The sequence below is a fragment of the Corynebacterium ammoniagenes DSM 20306 genome (assembly GCF_001941425.1).
Classification (GTDB): domain Bacteria; phylum Actinomycetota; class Actinomycetes; order Mycobacteriales; family Mycobacteriaceae; genus Corynebacterium; species Corynebacterium ammoniagenes.
On the sequence record NZ_CP009244.1, the window covers coordinates 2334321 to 2351230 of the forward strand.

Annotated in this window: 18 protein-coding genes and 5 tRNA genes; 7 read left to right on the forward strand and 16 right to left on the reverse strand. The window is 54.9% G+C overall.

Going from position 1 to position 16910, the window contains the following annotated elements; translation table 11 throughout:
• Window positions 1–28 precede the first annotated feature (28 nt).
• The 7 genes from CAMM_RS10695 to CAMM_RS10725 all read right to left on the reverse strand — a co-directional run bounded on the left by CAMM_RS10695 (window position 29) and on the right by CAMM_RS10725 (window position 3523).
• A complete protein-coding gene (locus tag CAMM_RS10695; protein ID WP_040355517.1) occupies window positions 29–364 on the reverse strand; it encodes a GNAT family N-acetyltransferase in 336 nt (111 codons plus the stop codon).
• Between the two features lie 86 nt (window positions 365–450).
• Complete coding sequence (locus tag CAMM_RS10700; RefSeq protein WP_003847519.1) at window positions 451–735, reverse strand: GNAT family N-acetyltransferase; 285 nt, start codon at window positions 733–735, stop codon at window positions 451–453.
• 66 nt (window positions 736–801) lie between these two features.
• Window positions 802–874 (reverse strand) — tRNA-Phe (locus CAMM_RS10705).
• 25 nt (window positions 875–899) lie between these two features.
• Window positions 900–973 (reverse strand) — tRNA-Asp (locus tag CAMM_RS10710).
• A gap of 186 nt (window positions 974–1159) precedes the next feature.
• Complete coding sequence (locus CAMM_RS10715) at window positions 1160–3184, reverse strand: vWA domain-containing protein (protein WP_003847521.1); 2025 nt, start codon at window positions 3182–3184, stop codon at window positions 1160–1162.
• Window positions 3185–3353: 169 nt separating this feature from the next.
• A tRNA-Asp gene (locus CAMM_RS10720) sits at window positions 3354–3427 on the reverse strand.
• Between the two features lie 23 nt (window positions 3428–3450).
• Window positions 3451–3523, reverse strand: a tRNA-Glu gene (locus CAMM_RS10725).
• 88 nt (window positions 3524–3611) lie between these two features.
• On the opposite strand from CAMM_RS10725, the gene CAMM_RS10730 reads away from it, so the two are divergent.
• The 5 genes from CAMM_RS10730 to CAMM_RS10750 all read left to right on the forward strand — a co-directional run bounded on the left by CAMM_RS10730 (window position 3612) and on the right by CAMM_RS10750 (window position 6267).
• Window positions 3612–3944: a metal-sensitive transcriptional regulator gene (locus CAMM_RS10730; protein ID WP_003847523.1), complete on the forward strand. Its 333-nt coding sequence runs from the start codon at window positions 3612–3614 to the stop codon at window positions 3942–3944.
• Between the two features lie 66 nt (window positions 3945–4010).
• Window positions 4011–4538, forward strand: a complete 528-nt coding sequence (locus CAMM_RS10735; RefSeq protein ID WP_003847524.1) for a methylated-DNA--[protein]-cysteine S-methyltransferase — start codon at window positions 4011–4013, stop codon at window positions 4536–4538.
• 28 nt (window positions 4539–4566) lie between these two features.
• Window positions 4567–5061 (forward strand): RNA polymerase sigma factor, encoded by a 495-nt coding sequence (locus CAMM_RS10740; protein ID WP_003847526.1) that lies wholly within the window; start codon window positions 4567–4569, stop codon window positions 5059–5061.
• Window positions 5054–5644, forward strand: a complete 591-nt coding sequence (locus CAMM_RS10745) for a methylated-DNA--[protein]-cysteine S-methyltransferase (protein WP_147581141.1) — start codon at window positions 5054–5056, stop codon at window positions 5642–5644. Before CAMM_RS10740 ends, CAMM_RS10745 begins: the two co-directional genes overlap by 8 nt.
• A complete protein-coding gene (locus CAMM_RS10750) occupies window positions 5641–6267 on the forward strand; it encodes a DNA-3-methyladenine glycosylase I (RefSeq protein WP_003847529.1) in 627 nt (208 codons plus the stop codon). Before CAMM_RS10745 ends, CAMM_RS10750 begins: the two co-directional genes overlap by 4 nt.
• 16 nt (window positions 6268–6283) lie before the next feature.
• Here CAMM_RS10750 and CAMM_RS10755 read toward each other — a convergent pair whose 3' ends face one another.
• The 5 genes from CAMM_RS10755 to CAMM_RS10775 all read right to left on the reverse strand — a co-directional run bounded on the left by CAMM_RS10755 (window position 6284) and on the right by CAMM_RS10775 (window position 10284).
• The gene (locus tag CAMM_RS10755; protein WP_003847530.1) at window positions 6284–6763 is read right to left on the reverse strand and encodes a YybH family protein; all 480 of its coding nucleotides are present in this window, start codon (window positions 6761–6763) and stop codon (window positions 6284–6286) included.
• A 9-nt stretch (window positions 6764–6772) separates the two neighbouring features.
• Complete coding sequence (locus CAMM_RS10760) at window positions 6773–7267, reverse strand: hypothetical protein (protein WP_003847531.1); 495 nt, start codon at window positions 7265–7267, stop codon at window positions 6773–6775.
• Between the two features lie 33 nt (window positions 7268–7300).
• Window positions 7301–8407 (reverse strand): cytochrome P450, encoded by a 1107-nt coding sequence (locus tag CAMM_RS10765; protein ID WP_003847533.1) that lies wholly within the window; start codon window positions 8405–8407, stop codon window positions 7301–7303.
• Between the two features lie 117 nt (window positions 8408–8524).
• Window positions 8525–8597, reverse strand: a tRNA-Lys gene (locus CAMM_RS10770).
• 181 nt (window positions 8598–8778) lie between these two features.
• On the reverse strand, window positions 8779–10284 hold the full coding sequence (locus CAMM_RS10775) for a succinate CoA transferase (protein WP_040355625.1): 1506 nt from the start codon (window positions 10282–10284) through the stop codon (window positions 8779–8781).
• Window positions 10285–10518: 234 nt separating this feature from the next.
• Here CAMM_RS10775 and dusB point away from each other — a divergent pair, with 234 nt between their 5' ends.
• Both dusB and phoU read left to right on the forward strand, forming a co-directional pair.
• Window positions 10519–11664, forward strand: coding sequence for a tRNA dihydrouridine synthase DusB (gene dusB / locus CAMM_RS10780; protein WP_040355519.1), 1146 nt, complete (start codon window positions 10519–10521; stop codon window positions 11662–11664).
• Window positions 11665–11825: 161 nt separating this feature from the next.
• Window positions 11826–12554, forward strand: coding sequence for a phosphate signaling complex protein PhoU (gene phoU, locus CAMM_RS10785; RefSeq protein ID WP_003847537.1), 729 nt, complete (start codon window positions 11826–11828; stop codon window positions 12552–12554).
• Window positions 12555–12691: 137 nt separating this feature from the next.
• Here the strand turns inward: phoU and pstB are convergent, their stop codons facing one another.
• The 4 genes from pstB to pstS all read right to left on the reverse strand — a co-directional run bounded on the left by pstB (window position 12692) and on the right by pstS (window position 16803).
• A complete protein-coding gene (gene pstB, locus CAMM_RS10790) occupies window positions 12692–13465 on the reverse strand; it encodes a phosphate ABC transporter ATP-binding protein PstB (RefSeq protein WP_003847539.1) in 774 nt (257 codons plus the stop codon).
• A 39-nt stretch (window positions 13466–13504) separates the two neighbouring features.
• Window positions 13505–14422 carry a phosphate ABC transporter permease PstA gene (gene pstA / locus CAMM_RS10795; RefSeq protein ID WP_003847541.1) on the reverse strand — a complete coding sequence of 306 codons (918 nt, stop codon included), beginning with the start codon at window positions 14420–14422 and terminating at the stop codon, window positions 13505–13507.
• A gap of 12 nt (window positions 14423–14434) precedes the next feature.
• Window positions 14435–15505 carry a phosphate ABC transporter permease subunit PstC gene (gene pstC, locus CAMM_RS10800; protein ID WP_003847542.1) on the reverse strand — a complete coding sequence of 357 codons (1071 nt, stop codon included), beginning with the start codon at window positions 15503–15505 and terminating at the stop codon, window positions 14435–14437.
• Window positions 15506–15687: 182 nt separating this feature from the next.
• Window positions 15688–16803 carry a phosphate ABC transporter substrate-binding protein PstS gene (gene pstS / locus CAMM_RS10805; RefSeq protein ID WP_003847545.1) on the reverse strand — a complete coding sequence of 372 codons (1116 nt, stop codon included), beginning with the start codon at window positions 16801–16803 and terminating at the stop codon, window positions 15688–15690.
• Window positions 16804–16910: the final 107 nt, after the last annotated feature.

The window sequence follows — 16910 nt, forward strand, 5'->3', positions numbered from 1 at the left end:
ACTTTTTTGCGGTCTTAAAACAGTGAGACTAGCTTTCTCCGGAATCGTCTTTCTTGACGTCGGAGGCTTTGACGATGATGTCCTTGTAGTCGCCGGTAGTACGCACCAATTTACGCACTGCAGGACACGTGGCAACGACTTTGACCCCATCTTCACGCGATTGGTCCAAGGCGCTAGTAATCAGCGGTTTAGATAGCCCTTGGCCGCGAAATGCATCATCAACGACTGTGTGGTGGAATTCGCGCACACCATCAGCAATATTGAGGTAATGCGATGCCCCAGTTTCTTCGCCATCGACGGTTAGAACATATTTGAGGTTTTCAGGATCATGCGTGACTTGAATGTCTTTATCTTCTGAGCTCATCTTCTTCTCCTTCAACGCATCTGCTCATTCCCCGGTGGTTGTGGCATCAGTTTGAAGGGAATGGACAAGGTCGTGCAGAGCATTGCTTATCGACGAATGAGATCTTCGTATTCTGGATTCTTGTTCACAAAGTGCTGAACAGCGGAGCACGAGGCAACTGCCTTGAGCCCAGCTTCACGAGTATCATCCAACGCTGCCTTCACCAAGGGTGAGGACAGACCCTGTCCACGGAAATCGGGGTTGATAACCGTGTGGTTGAAGTCCCGGACATCCTCCGAGGGAGTGACGTAGTCAGCAAATCCAGCGGTTTCGCCATCGACGGTGAGGACGAAGCGCTTGCGGTCAGTGTTGTGAGTTACTTCATTAGTCATGGTTCCCAGTCTACACTTGAGAAACAACAAAGCTCCTAATGTTTTCACACTAGGAGCTTTATGTTGTGGCCAGAGCCAGGATCGAACTGGCGACCCCACACTTTTCAGGCGTGTGCTCTACCGACTGAGCTATCTGGCCAAAGATTGCCGCAAGGACAATCTTGCGACCCTGACGGGACTTGAACCCGCGACCTCCGCCGTGACAGGGCGGCGCGCTAACCAACTGCGCCACAGGGCCTTATTTAATTTATCTGTGCCCCTTAGGCACGATATGTTACTTTACATAACGCGCGCTCAGCAATACAAATCCGCAGTTCAAGCGCCAGTTTAGCCGACCTTTGCCCGAGCTTCTCCCCGCAAGTATTTAGCAGCAGCTTAGAAAAGCCCGAAAAGATCAGGCGCGAGACTAATCAGCGGTCATGTCTTACTGCTTGTTACGCAGCCGCAGTACGATGACCACAGCAGCCGCCAGAAGCCCCAGTACCACGATGCCTACCGCACCCCAGACAGCGCCGTTGAATCCACCACCGTTGGACTCGCCTTCCGCCGCTGCGTTGTAGGCATCTGTACCTTGGGCGCCTGCATCTTCGAGGGCGGTCTCCACCGCCGATGATGCCGGCTCAAAGGTCGGAGGCGTATCCGAAGGCTCCGGACCTGGTTCATACGTCGGACGCCAATCGCTGCCTGCATCCACGGGCCGGGTGACATCTACCGCGAGCTCATAATCCTGGTCAATGTTTCTCAGACTCTCTTCATCCCACGGCACCGCCAGTGACACCGCAATGAAATGATCACCGGCAATGGAAACGCGCTGTCCACCCGCGTTCACATTCCTGTTGTCGTAGCGTAGCGGCCTGTCCACCATAAGCTGGGACACATTTGAACTTTCTGAGGTCTGCTGAGACGAATGCGTATCATCCACCACAGATTTCACGGGATTGACCAATTGGAGTGACAACCAAGCGGAATCAATATTTTCATTCAGTCGGTTGCGGATGGCCATCTCAGGAACCTGGCCCCACTCGACGGGAATCTTGTAGTAGTGAGTTTCGCCAGCCACGATGGAGTTCTTAAAGGTTCCTTGCTCAATCTCGGGCGCGCCATTAAAGCTGGTGCCATGTTCAATATCGTGGGCATTTCCAAACTTCACATCGGGAGACTCCTGCGCCAAAGACCCGGGGTCGCCCTCTAGTTGAATTGCATTTTCCGGAGGAACTGGCTCGTAATAAATATTGACTTCTACACCAAGCTCTTCACCAACAAGTTCTCCATCCATCCCGGCGGTAAAGGTGTGTCCGACAATCCACTCTTCCATGTCGCAATTGCCCACTTCTTCCCCATCGATGAAAGATGTCATGGGTTCAGTGGGGAAAAGATTCCTCATGTCGACTTTTCCTTTCCACACCGTCATTGACTCATCCGCCCGGCAGTCAGACCCATCCATGTGATTAGACACCTCAGCAGCATCTACTTGCACGCTGCCATCGCTTCCTGAAGCTACGCTTCCGGTTGAGTCTCGCAGTGGAATTCCGGTTACGGAGATCATTGCGTTGTGCCCCTCGGGGACAGCTACGCGGAAGTAGTTGATGTCGCTCTCGGTACCGGACACCTTGACCCGGGTCTGGTACTGGCCCTCGTCGAGCCATTTGGCGTCGTCGATATTGTCGGCGTATTCAAATTCGGTGCCGGTCATGTCGTAGCCGACGGCGTCGCGCTGAACCAGGAACTCGAGCTGGTTGCCCAGTTCCTCAGCGTTCTCGGCTTCAACGTAGGTACCGCCTGAGGCCTCGGAGATACATTCCAACTCAGCCTGTGCAGCTTCATCGGGTTTAAACCCCACTGTGTGGATGGCGAGGTCAAAACCGTCGCCGGCGAGTTCTTCCGCCACCTCACAGGCAGGTGGCGGTGCGCAGGTATCAATGCCATCAGAGACCAAGATGATGGAGCGGTCCCCTTCACTGCCCAGTTCATCGGCAGCAGCGCGCAGCGCATTGCCCATCGGGGTATAACCCTGCGCCTCCAAGGCACCAATCTCACTTTTGAGCTCTTCGTTGTCAATACGCTCAACCGGTGCCAGCACGTCGATGTCCTGGCATCCTCGCTCCCGGTTGTCCGGAGCATTGGACCCAGAGGCCCCGTAGGCAAGCATGCCCATCACGGCTGTCTCCGGAAGGGAATTCACAAGCTGATTAGCCGCCTGCTTCGCTGCATCCAGTCGCGTTCCCCCATCGACGTCTTCGGCGAGCATCGAATCCGAGGCATCCATGATGAGCGCAGCGCGCGAGTCACCACCGGAGTTTTCGGAGCTTTCCGAACCAGATTTTTCTGCTTCCTCGCTGGCAGATTCGCTTTGGGCTAAAGCTGGCCACGTTGTCCAAGTGGTAGCAAACATAATTGCTACCAACAAGGCAAGGAATTGGGTGACGGTTCTCAGAGGTAATCTCACCATGCCGGGTGTTCCTTCCAATACGAAAATAGCCACCCGGGAATAGGCGACCCTAGCGTGCCAGAATATTGGAAAAAGGTTAACTTTGGTGAAACAAACCAAAACAGCTTGGAAACAGAGCCCACCGATCGGAAAAAGCGCCAGCTTTCGCTGACGCTTTCGATTTCACATGCGACCCTGACGGGACTTGAACCCGCGACCTCCGCCGTGACAGGGCGGCGCGCTAACCAACTGCGCCACAGGGCCAATTTGCTGTGGAATTACTTCCGTACCCCCAACGGGATTCGAACCCGTGCCGCCGCCGTGAAAGGGCGGTGTCCTAGGCCGCTAGACGATGGGGGCCTGTCGCTCTTGGCGACGTTTAAAAAATATACTTGAAGTAGACTGGTAAACAAAATCGCATTCACGTTTAAATAGAAAAGAGCAGGTCATGACAGAAAAAACCAGCACTTGCAGTTGCCATGCACCAGGACAGCATGGTTATAACTCCGATGATGATTCCAAGAAGAAATATCTTGCGCGGCTCAAGCGCATCGAGGGGCAAACGCGCGGCATTCATCGCATGATCGATGAAGACCAATATTGCATCGACATCATTACTCAAATCTCTGCGGTAAAGTCCGCCTTAGAAAATGTGTCCTTGGCACTTTTAGAAGATCACATTGCGCACTGCGTCGCGGGAGCATCGAACGAAGATGGCACCGTCGATGAAGAAATGTTGGACGAGGCGATGCGCGCGATTAAAAAACTTCTCAAGAGTTAATCTCACGTTTTTACCGGCTGCAGCGTCTACCTATTAGACCACCAAGAACTAGGAAAGGACCCAGCCATGCCAGCTGTGAGACACGGGAAAACTATGACCGTTCTCGGAGAACTCACCGTGGTGATGGAGGACGAGGCTGTAACGGGTATCTACTTCGAAAACCATGAGCATCTGCCAGATGAATCTGCTTTCGGCGCCGCTATCGATGCCACGGTCGATGCCACCTCCGACGAGCTTCTCCAGACTGTCAAGCGCGAGATAGACGAGTACTTAAGTGGCGAACGCACGGAATTTAGTGTTGCGTTGCAGCCGCATGGTTCGCAGTTTTCTCTCGATGTGTGGGCTTTGTTGCAAGAGATTCCCTATGGCCACACCCAGACCTATGGCCAGCTGGCGGAAAAGATGGGTAACCGGCATTTAGTGCAACGAGTAGGCCAGGTCGTAGGGCGCAATCCGCTGAGCATCTTTATCCCCTGCCATCGCGTGATTGGCGCCGATGGCTCGTTAACCGGCTACGCCGGCGGATTAGACCGCAAGCGTTTCTTGCTTGAGCTAGAAGAACCCGCTGAGGCTTCCGCAGCCCGGCTATTTTAAGCCAGGAATTGAAGCTCAGAAGATTGCTATGAAGGTTGCCTTCGAAGTCGCTGTCGCGCAGCATGCCGACACCGTGCTGCGCGTATGCCGCGCGGTTCTCGGTGCTACGACTGATGCCGACGATGCATGGTCGGAGACCTTCCTCGCGGCATTGCAAGCATGGCCGAGCCTGGATGATGACACCAATGTGGAAGCGTGGTTGGTACGAGTGGCGCATCGTAAAGCAATTGATGTCGTTCGTTCTCAATCCCGGCGCGCTGTGCGAAGCTCCCTGGTACCGCCAGAGGCTTTGCAGGAGTATTCGTGGGTGGAAGACGGGGCATCGACAAGCGAAGGCTCTGACGGCATTTGGGAGGCTGTTAGTGCCTTGCCAGAAAAACAACGACTAGCAATCGCGTACCACTACTGCGGCGGGCTTAGCCATGTGGAAACTGCTGAGCTGACCGGCAGCACTCCTGATGCGGTTCGACGCGCGGCGGCAGACGGCATGAAAAAGTTAAGAAAGATATATGACCATGGATGACAACCTGACATTTCCTGTGGAGCCGGAAGCCACCGATAAGCTTCACTCTCGGCTGGTGCTCAATGCTGAGCGCTTGGGGCTCTTGGATGTTGCGTATCGCTACATTGACACCCCGGTGGGCACCCTCTTGCTGGCGGCAACGGAGGCGGGTCTTGTACGCGTTGCTTTTGGGCGCGAAGACTTCGACGCGGTGCTTGATGGGCTCGCAACGCATATTAGCCCGCGGATTTTGAAAGCACCACAGCGCCTGGATGCTGCGGCACAAGAAATTGAGGAGTATTTCGCTGGCCGCAGGCAGCACTTTGACCTTCCTCTCGACCATGCGCTGTCCCGCGGATTTCGGCTGACCGTACAGCAATTTCTTCCGCAGATTACCTATGGGCATACCCAGTCATATAAGGAAGTTGCGCACGAAGTCGGAAACCCGAAGGCGATTCGCGCGGTAGGAACGGCGTGTGCCACCAATCCCCTGCCAATTGTGGTGCCGTGTCATCGCGTGCTGCGTAGCGATGGCTCCCTGGGAGGATATATCGGGGGATTAGAAGCAAAGCAGCAGATTTTAGACTTGGAGAGTGCCGCATGAACTTAGAACAACCAACCTCTGCGAACGGTGACCCCGGCGTGATCGTCGGCGACGACGGCTTGGCTCGTCCCGTGTGGGCAAGCTCAGATCCCTTAATGCAGGAGTACTACGACACCGAATGGGGCATGCCGGTCCACGATGAACAAGGCCTTTTTGAACGCTTGAGCTTAGAAGCTTTTCAAGCAGGGCTATCGTGGGCGACCATCTTGCGCAAACGACCGGCCTTCCGGGAAGCCTTCGCGGACTTTCAACCGGACGTTGTTGCGCGCTTTGACGACGATGATGTGGCTCGGTTGATGCAGGATGCCTCCATTGTGCGCAATCAGAAAAAGATCGCGGCCACCATCAATAATGCGCAAGCGACCATCAAGCTTCGCGAGAAAGGCGGGTTGGCGAAATTCATCTGGTCTTTTCAGCCTGAGGAGACTCCGCAACCGCGCACTATGGCGGAGGTTCCCACCAAGTCGGCGGAGTCTTTGGCGCTGTCGAAAGCGCTGCGCAAAGAGGGATTTAATTTTGTTGGCCCCACCACGATGTATGCATTAATGGAAGCCGTCGGCATGGTAGATACCCATTTGCTGGATTCGCACCGCCGTGGCTCGTCTGGCATCTGGCCGAAGTAAGCACGCAGGGCAAGTGCTACTGCTCGGTCGTGTGCCCGTAATGGGCCGGGGTCAGCGCTCCCCCAGTAGCAATATGTGTTTCTGCACCATTGATGCGGTCCGTGTTGTGGGCAGAGACAGCACGCCATGCACCGTCTTCCTGGCGCTGCACCGTAAAGCTCATGACTCCGCGCCGGCGCTCCGCTTCTATCCCACTGTGTGATTCTTGCCCCGTCATCAGCCAAGCTGCGTGAACAACCGCTATATCCGCGCTTAACTGGCGCACGGAGGTTCGCCGCAACGTCATATGCGAGCTAGTAAAAATCTTTTCAAAGCCATAAGCATGCGCTTTGCGGATGCTGCCACGGTCATGCCACCACAGCCCCACGACGTTGACGAAATCCGCGTCTTCGACAAAAAGTGCGGCTAATGAATCAGCATCATGGTTATTCCATGCCGCAGCGAATGCTTCCGCAACGTCTAGCGGTTTGTTTAGAACCGGAAGTGAACTAGCCATGGCCCAAGCTTAAGCCCGAATATGAGCTAGCACGAGTCCGACAGGGATGCTGAAAATCATGATGACAAGCGCGGCCATAAGAAGCAGGCGCCCAATCTCTGCACTGCGGCTGCGGGTACTACCGGCAATCCGGCCTTGCTGCAGGGCAATCCACAACATGATTACTAGCGGCACTAAGAGCACGACACCGCCGAGATCCACTAGCAGCGGAAAAGACAGCAACGAGCCCACGACGACGGCGGTGTTGCCGAGGTACCAGCCCACCAGTAAAGCCCAGCCTCCGCGGCCTACAATCCAGTGCGCAATAAATTGGCCCACCAAATACACCGGCACGCCGGCTACTAAAACGAGGTAGGCAGACAGCCAGCTGCCCTTGGCGATGCCCAAGGGCGATGCCACAGCTGCCACCGCACCGCCGAGGAGCACGAAGGCGCCTCCGATGAGCATCAACCAGCGCTGCATCAGTGCCAGGGACGAGTCTTCTTGTACGCTCACGCGAGTCATGTTTTCCGTTCTTTAAAATCTTCCACTAGGCCTTTAACGGGCAGCCAAACGAACCGGCGCCTTGTCCCAGCCGCCGTCGACACTGCGCATACCTTGTAATGCGTGGCCATCCGCGGTGACCGGCACGACCTCGAACCGGGGTAGTACTTCCGCCCAAAAGGCCCGCAACTCCAACAAAGACACCGTCTTACCCGGGCAAAAGTGCGGACCGGTGCCCCACACTAAATTGTCCTCCGCGTGCTGTGTGGGCGCAAAGCCCTGATCGAAGACCTTCGGGTCTCGGTTCGCCCCGGTCCAGTGAATATGTACCCGCGCACCTTCTGGAATCTGGGTACCTCCCAGCTCCACAGGGCAGGTGGTAATGCGCCGATTGCTCACGAAAGGGTTATCCAGTCGTAGGATTTCATTCGTGATGGCATCAAATTCTGGGTGAACCGGCTCCTGCTGGTTTTCCTGACCCAAGATGGTGCGCACGCGCTGCTGCAACTCTGGTGCATCGGCGAAGGCGACTGCCATGACAGCAATACACTTTGCCATCGAGCCCAGGTCTCCCGCAGTCCAATTGCGCAAGATGGACACAATCTCCGCGTGCTCTAGCCCGTGCTGGGTGGCAAGCAAGTGTGTCTCTGAGCCTTCCGGCGCTTCCTCGACGGCGATGCGGATGATGTCATCAAATTCTTCGGCGACCCAGCCGTGCCATTCCTTGTCACCACTGCCGCGGGCACGATTATTGGCATCGATCCAGTCCACCAAACGCTGCGTGAGATGCTGCGGCCACTGCAACCAACCTTGCATGGCGCCGACGGCATACCGCACCGCTAGGCCGTCAATATCGTCGATGTGTCCATCTTCCACGGCCGCCTCGAGGCAGTCGGCCGCCGCGGCGTGAAACTGCGGAAGATATTTCAACACGCGCGTTGGTTCAAGGTAGCCATCAATAAGCTCACGTGCCTGGACGTGCTCCTCGCCGTCCAAACCATTAGGGATTTGTAGGTACGCGGATACTTGGGAGGAAAACCTGTCAGGATCCTGCGCTACAGCTTTTACTTCCGCATGGCCGACAACAATAAACTCATCTCCCTGGGAGATGACAGTCTGGCCTTTGACATGGGCAACATCAGCACGCTCTCGAGGGTTCACACCCCAAACCTTATCATTAAACGATAAAACCCGTGTTTATTATTGGGTCCCCTGTGCACCCCCACCCCCTGGGGAGACGACGAACGCCGCTGACCTAAGTCAACGGCGTTCAGTTTGTGGGCCCTGCGGGGATCGAACCCGCGACCTGCGGATTAAAAGTCCGTAGCTCTACCAACTGAGCTAAAGGCCCAACGACAAACTATCTTAATGCCACCGGGTACAAATTTGAAAACCGGGTGGGCTTAACGACAAAAGCGCAGGGTCTGGCCGAGTTTTCTCGGACTGCCCCTGCGCTCCTGCGGATGCCCCGTTAACTAATCAGTTGATTTTCTAACCTGCACCGAAGCATCGACAAGCAATGCGCGCTTTTCTTACTTCTGCTCGCCGCGCATGTCGCCAAACTCTTCAAAGTTGCGCTGGAACTCAAATGCAGTTGCCAGGTCATGCGGGGTGTGAACGAACTTCTGCTCCATCGCACGGTTGAAGTACTCCTCCAACATTGGACGGTAATCAGGGTGCGCAACAGCAATGATGCGCTCCACACGCTCACGTGGAGCAAGGCCACGCAGGTCAGCTACACCGTACTCGGTGATGATGACCATGGTGTCGTGCTCAGTGTGGTCAACGTGAGAAGCGAAAGGAACAATCGCAGAAATTGCGCCGTCCTTTGCAACCGATGGGGATACGAAGGTGGTGATGTAGCCGTTACGGGTGAAGTCACCAGAACCACCGGTACCGTTCATGATGCGGGAGCCGCCAACGTTGGTGGAGTTGATGTTGCCGTAAATATCAGCCTCAATCATGCCGTTGGACGAGACCAGACCAATACGACGGATAACCTCTGGGTGGTTAGAAACCTGCTGTGGACGCAGGATGATGTGCTTAGCGTAACGCTCAGCCTCATCGTTCATCTTGTCTGCATACTCTGGCGACAGAGCAAATGAGGTTGCCGAAGCAACGGTCATCTTGCCTGCGTCGATCAGGTCGAGCATGCCGTCCTGAATAACCTCAGTGTATGCCTTGATGTTTTCGAACTTGGAGTCCAGCAGACCAGCCATCACAGCGTTCGGGACGTTGCCCACGCCGGACTGCATGACGAAACGGTCGTAAGACATACGGCCCGCTTCTACTTCACCTTCAAGGAAGTGGATGAAGTTCGCAGCAATCTTCTCGGAGACCTCGTCTGGCTCCTTAAATGGTGCGTTACGGTCTGGAGCATTGGTTTCTACAACTGCAACGACCTTCTCCGAAGGCAGCTCGATGAAGGTTTCACCGATGCGATCTTCTACCTCAGTGATTGGAATTGGCTGGCGGTTAGGCAGCTTCTCAATCTTGTAGATATCGTGCATGCCCTCTAGGTTCTCGGACTGCCAGGAGTTAACTTCCAAGATGATCTTGTCAGCGGCAGCGATAAATTCGAGGTTGTTGCCAACAGCCGAAGAAGGAACGATATTGCCGTTTTCGAGGATGCGCACAACCTCGATGATGGCTACCTGGAAGTCACCGTAGAAGCCCTGCTCTACCTGCTGACCAATGTGGGACAGGTGAATATCCTGGTAAAGAATGTCACCTGCGTTAGCCTTATTGCGCAGGGTTGGATCCGAGTTATATGGGGAGCGGAAGCGCAAAGCATCTGCTTCTGCCAATACACCGTCACAGTCAGGAGCAGTGGAAGCACCGGAGAGCAAGTCAATCTTGAACTCTTCGCCAGCTGCGTGAGCAGCCTTTGCCTTTTCAGCAATTGCAGTTGGCAGGGCCTTTGGGTAGCCAGCGCCAGTAAAGCCGGAGATGCCTACGCGGTCACCGTGGTTAACAAACTTGGCTGCATCTTCTGCAGACATGACCAGGTCCTTGTAATTGCCAATCCTGTCAGACAAATTAATTACCTCCTTGTAGAAGCGCCCTGCTGTGGCCCACAAAGAATCCCTCTTTGTGTTGTGAAATTTCAGCAGTGGCGCTGTTTTAAGTTACATAGCCCACAATAGCTAATAATTACATTTTACGCTCAACCGTTAACATACTTGCAATAGCCTCCCACCACACGATGAGCAGGCATGGGTACATGTCACTCATACTTGCCAAGAGTCCCCGATAAAGAGGACAATAGCGACGTGGCATTAACAATTGGAAACTTTGAACTCTCCTCCCCCGTCATCCTCGCACCGATGGCGGGGGTAACCAACGTTGCCTTTCGCTCACTGTGTCGAGAACAGGAAGTTCATCGCACGGGAACCGTCTCCGGTCTTTATGTCTGCGAGATGGTCACTGCGCGCGCCTTGGTGGAGCGCAACGAAAAGACGATGAAGATGACCACGTTTGCGCCCGATGAGGACCCGCGCTCGTTGCAGCTATACACCGTGGATCCGGAATACACGTACAAAGCAGCGAAGATGATTGTCGATGAGAACTTAGCCGATCACATCGACATGAATTTCGGCTGCCCTGTTCCCAAGATCACCCGCCGCGGTGGTGGGTCGGCTCTTCCGTACAAGCGCCGTCTTTTCGGCAATATCGTGGCGGCCGCAGTCAAAGCTACTGAAGGCACCGATATCCCCGTGACGGTAAAGTTCCGCGTCGGCATTGACGATGAAAACCACACGCACCTTGATGCTGGCCGCATCGCGGTGGAAGAAGGCGCAGCAGCCGTGGCCTTGCATGCACGCACTGCCGCGCAGCGTTACTCCGGCGAGGCTGACTGGAATGAAATCAAGCGCTTGAAAGAACATCTCGCACACACCGACGTTCCCATTTTGGGCAACGGCGATATCTTCAAAGCCACGGATGCACACCGCATGATGGAAGAAACCGGCTGCGATGGCGTTGTCGTCGGCCGCGGCTGCTTGGGGCGTCCATGGTTATTCGCGGAGCTCTCAGCCCAACTGCGCGGTGAAGAGATCCCTGCTGAGCCCACCTTGGGCGAAGTCACCCAAATCATCATTCGCCACGCGGAACTGATGGCACACTATGACGGCGAAGCACATGCTTCTCGCGATATCCGCAAGCACATTGGCTGGTACCTCCGTGGTTTCCCAGTCGGTGGTGGAATCCGCTCTGCCTTGGCTCGTGTGGAATCGCTTCAGCAGTTGCGCGAGCTTCTGGCGCCATGGGCTGATTCCCCTGCCCTAGCCGAGGACGCCGATGGCCCACGTGGCCGCCAAGGCTCCCCAGGCAAAGTCGTGCTTCCCGAGGGTTGGCTGGATGATCCGGAAGACGAATCCGTTCCTGAAGGTGCGGAGCTCATGCACTCCGGCGGCTAGGCTCACCGCCACCGTTATATCGGGCGCAATATCGGAGGTTTCTGGCAAGACTGGGTGAATTCCTTGCATGAATCATTGAATTTACCCACATTTAGGGCAGCCCCACGGATATATCGTTTACTCGCCGCGCGTATTGGGGATGAATGTCATAGACTACCCGTATGCGTAATGCTTATAGGGAAGAGTTAAATGCTTTCGCTCACGACCTTATCGTGATGTGCGACGGCGTTTCTGCGATCATGCACAAGGCTTCCCAGGCACTACTGACAGCTGAGCTGCAGCCCGCCGAAGAAGCCATCTCACTATCAGATGAGTTGGATGAAGTCCGCCTGCGTTCGGAAGAACGGGCGATGGAATTGCTCGCACTAGAAAATCCGGTGGCCAAAGATCTGCGGCAGGTAGTCTCTTCGATTTATATCGTGGAAGACCTTCAGCGCATGAGTGAATTGGCAAAGCATATTGCCAACGCTGCCCGCCGTCGTCACCCCGTACAAGTCATCCCTTCGGCATATTTGGGCTATTTCAAAGAACTGGCTCGCTTGGTCGAAGATATGGTCACGCTTACACGTGATGTTTTAGTAGACCCCGATGCGGATGTCGCCTTGCGCCTGACCAATGAGGATGACGCCGTTGATGACATCAATGAGCACCTGCTCAATGTGCTCACTCGTCGCGAATGGACAGAGACCACCCGCGCCGCCGTCGATATCGCGCTGCTATCACGCTTTTATGAGCGCTACGCCGACCACTGCGTCAACGTAGCTGCCCGCGTGGTCTTTCTTATCACCGGCCTTACTCCCGAAGAGTATTTGGCAGAGCGAGAAGACAAACAAAAGCGCGCTGATACCGAAGCCCGGTTCCAAGAACTGGAACGCCAGTTTCGCCGCTAGTGCAGCCGCCGCACTACCCCACTGGCCGTCCTTTTAGTGTGATGAGCTGTAGATAGAAAAATCCAGCTAGTATCGCCTCATTCGAGGTTTTACTAGCTGGAATTTGTGCTCAGACAATCAAGAGCGGAAGGTCATGTTTAGCCGAAGCGACCAGAGATGTAGTCTTCGGTTTCCTTCTTATCTGGGTTTTCGAAGATCTTCTTGGTCTCATTAAATTCAACCAAGTGGCCTGGACGGCCGGTAGCTTCCAAGGAGAAGAAGCCAGTCTTGTCAGACACGCGTGCAGCCTGCTGCATGTTGTGAGTGACAATCACGATGGTGAAGTTTTCCTTCAGCTCGTGAATCAGGTCTTCAACCGCGAGAGTGGAAATTGGGTCCAGTGCCGAACAAGGCTCGTCCATGAGAAGAACCTCTGGCTCCACGGCAATCGCGCGGGCGATGCACAGACGCTGCTGCTGTCCGCCAGAAAGGCCGCCACCTGGCTTGTCCAAGCGGTCTTTAACCTCATCCCACAAGTTGGCGCCGCGCAAAGAACGCTCAGCAACCTCTTTGAGCTTCTTTTTATCTTTGACACCGGACAGCTTCAAGCCTGCAACCACGTTGTCCTCAATGGACATGGTTGGAAATGGGTTAGCTTTCTGGAAGACCATGCCGATGGTATTGCGCACTGAAACTGGGTCAATCTTCGGACCGTAGATGTTTTCGCCATCGAGCAGGATTTCACCCTTGACATAAGCGCCAGGGATTACTTCGTGCATGCGGTTGATGCTGCGCAAGACAGTGGACTTACCGCAGCCGGATGGGCCAATGAAAGCAGTAACTGCCTGCGCCGGAATGTGCATATTGACGTTTTGCACAGCGTGGAAATCACCGTAGAAGATGTCCACGTCATTGAGTTCGAGCTTTGACATTTGTACTCCTGGAATAAATGAAGGTGTTGGCGCGGCGCGCTATTGCTTGATCGAGAACTTCGCTGAGATAACGCGGGCGCCGATGTTAAGAAGCGCAATAATCAGAACCAGCGTGAACGCTGCGCCCCACATCTTGTCAAGAACATTCGGATTCAGTCCGGCCTTGAACATATCGAGCATCATCAACGGCAAGGAAGACATGGGGCCTGAGGATGGATCCCACTTCAATGCTGGGGTGGTACCAACCAGAATCAGCACTGGTGCGGACTCACCCATGATGCGTGCGATGGCGAGCATGATACCGGTGGCAATACCGGACAAAGCGGTAGGAAGAACTACGCGTGCGATGGTCTTCCATTTTGGAACGCCGAGTGCATAGGAGGCCTCGCGCAGATCCATTGGAACCACGCGCAGCATCTCTTCGGTATTGCGAACGACAATCGGAATCATCAGAAGCAACAGCGACCAGGCAACGGCGAGACCAGAACGGTCGAAGCCCAGAACGGTGATCCATGCTGCGTAGATGAACAGTGCTGCAACGATGGATGGGACACCGGACAAGATATCCACCATGAAGGTGGTGGTGCGGCCGAGCCAGCCACCGCGGGAGTACTCCACTAGGTAGATAGCGGTGAAAATACCAATCGGGATTGCGATAACCGAGGCCAGTGCAGACTGCACCAGGGTACCGACGATGGCGTGAATAGCACCGCCGCCTGCTTTGGCGTAACGGGTGCCGAGCATGTCATCGGTCCACCATTCAGCGTTAAGCACCGGTGGAAGCCCTTTAGAAATCAGTTCCCAAAGAACAAATACCAAGGGGATAATTGCCAAGAACATGCAGAAGTAGATGAGTACTTTGGCAATGCTGTCGGCGGATTTACGACGACCCGAGATTTGCAAGAACGCGGAGGTTTTTCCTACTCCGGTTTGTGCAGGAGCTGTAACGTTAGTCATTGTACAACCTCCCTATTTCTTGCCCGAGACAATTGAGCGGGCAATCGCGTTGACCACGAAGGTCAACAGGAACAGTACTAAGCCGGCAGCGATGTAGGCGCCTGCCTTGATGTCGTTATTGAACTCAGGCGCAGCGTTGGCAATCGCAGTTGCAAACGTCGTACCACCGTCAAACAACGAACCGCGGAATGCGGTGGACGGAGAAACCACCATGTAAAGCGCCATGGTCTCACCCAGTGCACGACCCAAGCCGAGCATGGAGCCGGAAATGTAGCCGGACATGCCGAATGGCAGCACGGTCATGCGCACAACTTCCCAGCGGGTAGCACCCAGAGCCAGCGCGGATTCGACTTGACCCTTCGGGGTCTGCACGAAAATCTCACGCGTGGTTGCAGCAATGATTGGCAAAAACATGATTGCCAAGACAATGCCACCGGTAAACATGTTGCGACCGGTTTCAAATGATGGGGTGTTGCTGTAGGTGGAAAAGAGGAAGAATCCTCCGGCCCAGCTTTCAATCCAGGTGTAGAAACCGGAGAGGAATGGCCCGAGTACGAGCCAGCCCCACAGACCGTAAACGATCGAAGGGACAGCAGCGAGCATGTCCACCAGGTAGCCCATCGGCTTGACGATGGACTTTGGCGCGTAGTTGGAAAGGAAGATCGCAACGCCCAAAGCGATGGGCATCGCAATGATCAGCGCGAGGACTGACATCATCACGGTTGCTGCGAACAAGTTCGGAATGCCGAAATACATGTTCTCGACATCGGAGGTATTCCACGTATCGGTGTAGGTGAAAAAGCCTAAGTATCCGTTGGCATTTCGGTTGAGTGCGGGAATTGCACGGAGAACAAGGAAGATACCGATGGCGGCAATGAATACCGTAATCAGTGTTGCGGACGCGGTGGAAAGAACTTCGAAGACGCGGTCGCCAATGCGACGAACGCTTCCGGTCTTTACTCCGTCATTCGCACCTGCAGGTGCCCCACTGCCACTGGAGTTCACAGCAACCGGATGTGCATCTGCACTTCGGTTATCTTCCAGCTTGACGTGGTCGCCCGAGGTCGAGTTGTAGTCAGCCATATGGCGCAGTCCTTCAACTTCATGGGATTTGGTTTTGGTCACAGTCACCGCCTAAGCGGCGCGACGCCCCCGGGAGGCAACAAGGAGTGTCGTAAACACACCTTACAAGCCAGCGGGGGCGTTGTACCTACCCAAGTATTTGACTTAGATAAGTACAAGTTGTTCGTTGAACAACCATTAGATTAGCCGTTGATAGCCTGAACTGCCTCAACCAGGCGGTCATAGTGGCCGCCGGTTACTGGAATGTGTCCAGACTCAGACAGTCCCTCATCCTGGTAAGCCAGTGCGGTCATCAGGAAGTCCTTGACCAGGTTGGCCTCTTCCTCGCTGTAGCCGCCGGAGCAGACAATCTCGTAGGTGGTCAGAATCAGTGGGTAGCCTGCATCGGAAGCAAAGAGTGCATCGGAGTCAACAACCATGTTGTTGCCCTCGGTGGTGAACTCCATGTTCTCCAGCGCCTGACCAACGGTTTCTTCATTCAGCTCGGTTGGGCCCTGGCCGAAGTCGATGTTGGCAATGCCCAAGCCGGAGTCAGCTGCGTGAGAGTGCTCAACGTAGGTGATGCCGCCGTCAATCTGCTGTACCTGGGTGGCAACACCGGAAGAGCCGTTAGCACCTTCGCCCACGTCGGTTGGGAAGTTGGTGCCTTCGCCTTCCCACTCGCCGGTGGAAGCAGACAGGAACTTCTGGAAGTTATCGGAAGTACCGGACTCATCGGAACGGTAGACAACGGAGATGTCGGTGTCTGGAAGCTCAACACCCTCGTTTTCAGAAGCAATAGCTTCATCGTTCCACTTGGTGATGTCACCAGCGAAGATCTTCGCCAGGGTCTCGGTGGTGAGGTTGATTGGCTCTTCAACGCCCTCCAAGTTGTAGGCAACAGCAACTGGGCCGATAACGAATGGCAGGTGCCATGCTTCGTTACCGCCACAGCGCTCTGCAGCTGCGTCTACCTGGTCCTCTTCCAATGGGGAGTCAGAACCAGCGAAGACAACCTGGCCAGCTACGAAGTTGGTACGGCCAGAGCCGGAACCGGTTGGGTTGTACTCGAGGTAAGCGTCGCCACCGGTAGCTTCCTGGTACATCGCACCGAAGTAGTCCATGGCGTTCTGCTGGGAAGATGCACCCTCGGCAACCAGACCGCCGGTTGCGCCAGAGAGGGTGTAGCCGCCTGGAAGTTCTACTGCGGAACCGCCATCTGCGGAATCTTCCGAAGAGTCGGAGCAAGCCACCAAAGCCAGGGAGGAAGCTGCGACAGCACCAATGACGGCAGCGGAGCGCTTAAAGTTGCGAATCACGGGGAAACCTTTCCGGTTAAAATTCAGGGAAGTTTTGATTGTCCGAACACATGCCTACCCGTGCGTCGCTTATCCCCTTTTTTCAGATTTTCTTTAAATCTTTCAAG

Coding starts and splice junctions, on each gene's coding strand:
- CAMM_RS10695 (WP_040355517.1), bottom strand. CDS start 364: ATGAGCTCAGAAGATAAAGACATTCAAGTCACGCATGATCCTGAAAAC.
- CAMM_RS10700 (WP_003847519.1), bottom strand. CDS start 735: ATGACTAATGAAGTAACTCACAACACTGACCGCAAGCGCTTCGTCCTC.
- CAMM_RS10715 (WP_003847521.1), bottom strand. CDS start 3,184: ATGGTGAGATTACCTCTGAGAACCGTCACCCAATTCCTTGCCTTGTTG.
- CAMM_RS10730 (WP_003847523.1), top strand. CDS start 3,612: ATGACAGAAAAAACCAGCACTTGCAGTTGCCATGCACCAGGACAGCAT.
- CAMM_RS10735 (WP_003847524.1), top strand. CDS start 4,011: ATGCCAGCTGTGAGACACGGGAAAACTATGACCGTTCTCGGAGAACTC.
- CAMM_RS10740 (WP_003847526.1), top strand. CDS start 4,567: ATGAAGGTTGCCTTCGAAGTCGCTGTCGCGCAGCATGCCGACACCGTG.
- CAMM_RS10745 (WP_147581141.1), top strand. CDS start 5,054: ATGGATGACAACCTGACATTTCCTGTGGAGCCGGAAGCCACCGATAAG.
- CAMM_RS10750 (WP_003847529.1), top strand. CDS start 5,641: ATGAACTTAGAACAACCAACCTCTGCGAACGGTGACCCCGGCGTGATC.
- CAMM_RS10755 (WP_003847530.1), bottom strand. CDS start 6,763: ATGGCTAGTTCACTTCCGGTTCTAAACAAACCGCTAGACGTTGCGGAA.
- CAMM_RS10760 (WP_003847531.1), bottom strand. CDS start 7,267: ATGACTCGCGTGAGCGTACAAGAAGACTCGTCCCTGGCACTGATGCAG.
- phoU (WP_003847537.1), top strand. CDS start 11,826: ATGCGTAATGCTTATAGGGAAGAGTTAAATGCTTTCGCTCACGACCTT.
- pstB (WP_003847539.1), bottom strand. CDS start 13,465: ATGTCAAAGCTCGAACTCAATGACGTGGACATCTTCTACGGTGATTTC.
- pstA (WP_003847541.1), bottom strand. CDS start 14,422: ATGACTAACGTTACAGCTCCTGCACAAACCGGAGTAGGAAAAACCTCC.
- pstC (WP_003847542.1), bottom strand. CDS start 15,505: ATGGCTGACTACAACTCGACCTCGGGCGACCACGTCAAGCTGGAAGAT.